Origin of the sequence: Caballeronia glathei (assembly GCF_000698595.1) — a bacterium.
GTDB classification, from domain to species: domain Bacteria; phylum Pseudomonadota; class Gammaproteobacteria; order Burkholderiales; family Burkholderiaceae; genus Caballeronia; species Caballeronia glathei.
This window is the reverse complement of record NZ_JFHC01000166.1, coordinates 1-4451: the sequence shown is the minus strand read 5'-3', so window position 1 is coordinate 4451 and position 4451 is coordinate 1. Positions and strand designations below refer to the sequence as shown.

4 protein-coding genes and 1 pseudogene are annotated in these 4451 nt (G+C 58.2%); 1 reads left to right on the top strand and 4 read right to left on the bottom strand.

The annotated features are described in order from the left end of the window. The coding region (locus tag BG61_RS37765; protein ID WP_035943309.1) for an H-NS histone family protein at positions 1-282 on the bottom strand (282 nt) is incomplete at its 3' end. Positions 283-424: 142 nt separating this feature from the next. Here BG61_RS37765 and BG61_RS37760 point away from each other — a divergent pair. Next, positions 425-769, top strand: a complete 345-nt coding sequence (locus BG61_RS37760; RefSeq protein ID WP_075584332.1) for a LysR substrate-binding domain-containing protein — start codon at positions 425-427, stop codon at positions 767-769. Between the two features lie 331 nt (positions 770-1100). Here BG61_RS37760 and BG61_RS45205 read toward each other — a convergent pair whose 3' ends face one another. The 3 genes and pseudogenes from BG61_RS45205 to BG61_RS44930 form a co-directional block, all read right to left on the bottom strand. Continuing rightward, on the bottom strand, positions 1101-1412 hold the full coding sequence (locus tag BG61_RS45205; protein ID WP_075584331.1) for a helix-turn-helix domain-containing protein: 312 nt from the start codon (positions 1410-1412) through the stop codon (positions 1101-1103). A gap of 215 nt (positions 1413-1627) precedes the next feature. Beyond that, on the bottom strand, positions 1628-3547 hold the full coding sequence (locus BG61_RS37755; protein ID WP_035926847.1) for an SMP-30/gluconolactonase/LRE family protein: 1920 nt from the start codon (positions 3545-3547) through the stop codon (positions 1628-1630). 561 nt (positions 3548-4108) lie between these two features. Next, positions 4109-4327, bottom strand: a pseudogene (locus BG61_RS44930) (Mu transposase domain-containing protein); the annotation flags it as partial. Between the last annotated feature and the right edge of the window lie 124 nt (positions 4328-4451).

Genomic DNA, 4451 nt, shown 5'->3' with positions numbered 1-4451 from the left:
GCCGGTCTTGGGATCGCGATATTTCGGAGGCAACTTGCCCTTCGCCGCTTTCGCCTTGGTTACTGCCTTGCCCCCGCTGCCTTTCTCGGACGCCGCGCCTGACGGGCGGCCAGCGCGTTTTTTCGTAGCGGAATGCGCGTCGATATCTGCGGTCGTCAGTCCGTGCTGGTCCATCAGCTTCCGGATTCTAGCGACGACCGTCTTGGCCTTGTTCGCCATCAAGGCCTCGGCCTGAGCCTGGAGTCGTTTCATTTTGTCTTGGATTTGTTCGAGGGCGGGCATAAAGGGATCCTTGAGAATGTAACACTTGCGTTATGCCACCATTCATGTCTTTAACGAAGAGTGAAGCGCGCTAGCGGGTTGACTATTTATGCATGGGCGTTAAGGCGTGCACTGTATCGCACGCCTTATACTCGTGCATAACATGCACGGCTCCGGCTTTGCGACGAAATTGCCTCCTATGCAGCGGCATCGCTGGCCGCTTATAGCTTCCCTCATGACCAACGACGGCAACGCCTTACGCTCGGCGGCCCTCTCCGGTGCTGGATTTGTCCTCCAGCCGGAGGTGCTGCTTGAGGACTATATCAGTGAGGGAAGGCTAGTGCGGGTCTTGGACGCCTTCCTTGCCCCTGCCCGTCAGGTCAATCCGCTTTACCTGCCGGACCCGCGTCCTAGGCGAAAATTGATGAGTTTGGTGAACTGGATACTGCACAGATATGCCGACGAGCGCGAAGCGACAGGCTTCGCTTCTGCTCATTACCAAGTCTGAATTTAGGAACTGGCCCTCGATGTAGGGAACAACAAAACCGGTACCGTGGTCGCCCTCGAAAACGTTCCAGTGTTTCCCCGGTCCTTAAAACATGAGAGAGCGGGGGCTTTCTCGTGGTCACCGCCCTATCTTTGGCCATGATAGAAGGGATGCCGTTGTTCAAGGCACGTACACTGACGCGGGGTGTACATGGCGTCAGCACGCCGAGCATCAGACGGGAACGCTGACGAAGTACCACATATCGGCTGGCCGTGTCCTCTCACAACATGCAATTAATACCTTTTCAATGCATAGGTAAAAGCCGAACTCCTGCAGGACAGTTCGTCTCTAGTCACGAGCCGCATGCACGTCGCCAGTTGCCAGGTGTCGTTCCGGTCGCCGCGGCAAATGTTCTCGTAAAATGACTCTGGTCTGCAAAGCCACACGCGAAACTCACTTCTGCGAGAGATAGCGAGGAAGATCGATGCAATTGCTTGGCGCGTTCGATGCGATACGCGCGTAACCACCTATACGGAGGCATTCTGGTTGTATTACGGAATGCTTCCACAAACTGCCGCACCGGTAGCCCGCAGGCACCAGCGACGTCGGTCAGGCTTCCGAGATCGGCACCAGCCGTTGCGGTCGGACAGCTAGACGTTCCCAACTGTGAGTTACATTGAGATTCGATGGTATTCGATTACGGTCTACGCGTAGAAGTCCGACAGGCGGGGGCGTCGGACACCATTGCGCCGCGCGGGCGAGATGAGCCGTTGGATGACGACTGCTTTGCGCCAGTCGTCTTTCGTGCCTGAGCCGGTAACAGCCTTCTCTTGATTCAGCCCGCGCGTTCTTCGGAACACGCAGGCTTTTTTTGGGGCATCAAGGCTTCCAACGATAAACAACAATGCCGGAGCCGTTGTAGTTATCCTTCGTAACCACGTACTCTCCGGTCGATCGAAGGTACGACCGAAGGCCGTACATCGAATCCACGTCATTGCCGAGGTACACGGTATTGGGACTGCTGTTGAGCAAGGTGGTGTCCAGCGTACCTGTGGTGAGATTGAAGGCATCGATGTTGGGCACGGTGTGCACGTATCCGACGAAGAGGTAATTGCCGGCTGCGGTGATCGACTTGGCATTGGCGGCGACGATATTGATCACCGGATTTGGTGTGGTGGTATTGCCTGCGAGCCAGCCGTGGTATACCTCGACCCTCGATCCGATCGACGTCCAGTCCGTGCTTCCAACTATTCCTTGTGCGAGGATCATCGTGTCGCTAGCGGGCAGATAGATGATTCGCGTCAGAGGTGTGATGGTGCGAGGAATCGGCGTCGAAATTCCTGCCCCCCAGTTCGGCTTGCCGCTGGCATCAAAGCCGGTCAGGGGATAGTGCCAGATGGCATTCGTCTTGTCCAAACCGGCCCAGACGTCCCCGTTGCTGTCAAGGCAGAATCCATTGCGGATCCTCGCATTCGTACTGAACACTGCACCCGGAATCGTGGCATCCGGAATGGCGATGTAGCCATTCTCAGCGTTGAAGTGGAAGAAGTAGAAGATATCGGGATTCTGGCCGGCCGCCACAAGGATCCGGTTTGCGCCGACGGTGGCGAGCTGGCCAAAGTGCTCACCCCGCCCCTGATCGTTAATGTCAATTCGTGGATCGGCTGGATAAGCGACTGGATCGACGGTGTTCGCTACGAAGGTTCCTCCAGTGGTGCCAGTGTAGATGTTGGTGCCTCCATAGAAGTAGGCGCCGTCTGTACCCGGGTCTGGAGCGGCGATCCCCTCGAAGTTGAGGGACTGGAGCTTCCATCGCAGGTTGCCCGAGCTGTCGTAGGCGTGAATGTCAGTGTTGCCGTTGCGGCCGAGGTCCCAGGTTCCTCCCCATGGGTTGTTGAGCACATACAGGTTACCGGCGGAGTCTTTGCCGATTCCGGCAACACGGGTGAACCGCTTGTCACCCACCTGACCTTTGATTCCAGCCGTGGTGTCGAGATATCCGCCCCTGATGCCAAACGTGTTGACCAGAAATGGAGTGCTCGTGATGTTGTAGTTCTTGATGTTCATGTCGGGCCCCTCGTCGCCAACCATGAGCTGCGCGCTCGCCTCATCGAAATACAGCGCGGACGGTCGGGAGGCAGCGGACATCTGGATCGTGTTCAGCGGCGCGCCGGCCGGATTGAATTCGACGATTGTTCCCGCGCTCTTCTGGGCAACCCAGACATTTCCTGCGGCGTCCACAGCGAGTGCGCCTGGACCCGGAATGTTGATATCCCGCTGCCAGACGCCGGCGGTGGTGAAGATCCGGACCCGGTTGCCTGGAAAGTCGCTCGCATAAAGGAGCGAGCCTGACGTCGCGAGTCCGGTGATTACATCCGCCTGCCGCTCGGTGGTTGTCGCGCTGACGTCGATGAGAAGATCGCGGGCGCGACTGGTCCGGTCGTATCGTCCCACCTTGCCACTGCCGTAAGTCGAGTTGAATTGCAGGGCAGCGAAGATGGAAGTCGCATTACCCGTAATGGCACCGCCCTGAAACTCGCCGTGAGCGCCGAGCGAACCCATGCTCTGGCCATTCTGGTATAGCGCAACACCGCCCGCGTTTTCGTCCCACATGGTCGCCGTATAGATGACTCCTTCGGGCGCTACCCACATGGAACGGGCGGCGTTACCGACGCGGGTGGCGTCGGACCCAAATGTGTTCGCTACCCAGTCGGTGGTGTACTGCGCCTGGCATTCTGCTGCAATCAACGCGCTTAGCAATGCCGCAAGGAGCGCGGCACAGATCCGTTTGATACCCATGAGTGATGTTCTGTTAAGTTGCCTGCCGCGCGGTGCAGGTCATTGAGGTGCAGTCTTGACCGTCCCGTCAAGCTTTCAGTCCAGATCCCGAACAACCCGGTCCATCCGGTACAGCCTCTGGCCGTGCACGGAAGACCGGGTTAACGGCTATCTGCGACAGGAGTTGAGGGTCAGCGTCGCCGCTGCGCTGGCGCGCATGCGCGCGCCGGTACTGGTCGCCGTCGCGCTGGGAAGTCACTTGGCCTTCGGTTTTCGCCCATCCAGCGGGCGTTCGTCTGCCAGACAAGTTCGTCTAGCCGGCCCTTGCGCATCACCATGCATAGGGTCGGAACTTCCGATTGGGTTCGGCCCGGAGAGGCCATTTAAGGGTTTCGTAAAGATTAATTGACTATCGTTGCACCAACGCGTCTCTGCACGCGCGCCCGGCGGCAGATTAAATGGCGTCTCCGTCTCCGCGTACGGGCTGGACGCTCGGGTTACCGACCAAATCTCCATGTCCGCTGACCGAGGACAGCGCCGATTCGAAGACCCTCGCATCGCTTTCGTTTCGTCTTCGAACTCACCCGGTTTGCGCTCGACCAGCGTGATGTAGTGACGCGTAGTAGGTCATGTGCCGCTCGGAGCTGCGTTCGTGGCGGGCGATCTCGTGAGCGTCGGCGACGACGCTGAGTTATGCGGGATAGCAGCGCACGCTCACGAACTGGTTCGAGTATCGGTGGATAGGCTGTAGCGGTTACGCTGGAAGTGGATGAGGTTGGTAGACGAAACGCGCAGGGTCTGTCTTGGCAAATCTCACTGAAGTCAGTTGAGACGCTGACCGCTTGCCAACAATCTGCATCGACTGTTCTCGCTTGCTCCGCCTGACGCGCAAACTGGAAGTAAGCGTTGCGCGAGCACCGTCTAG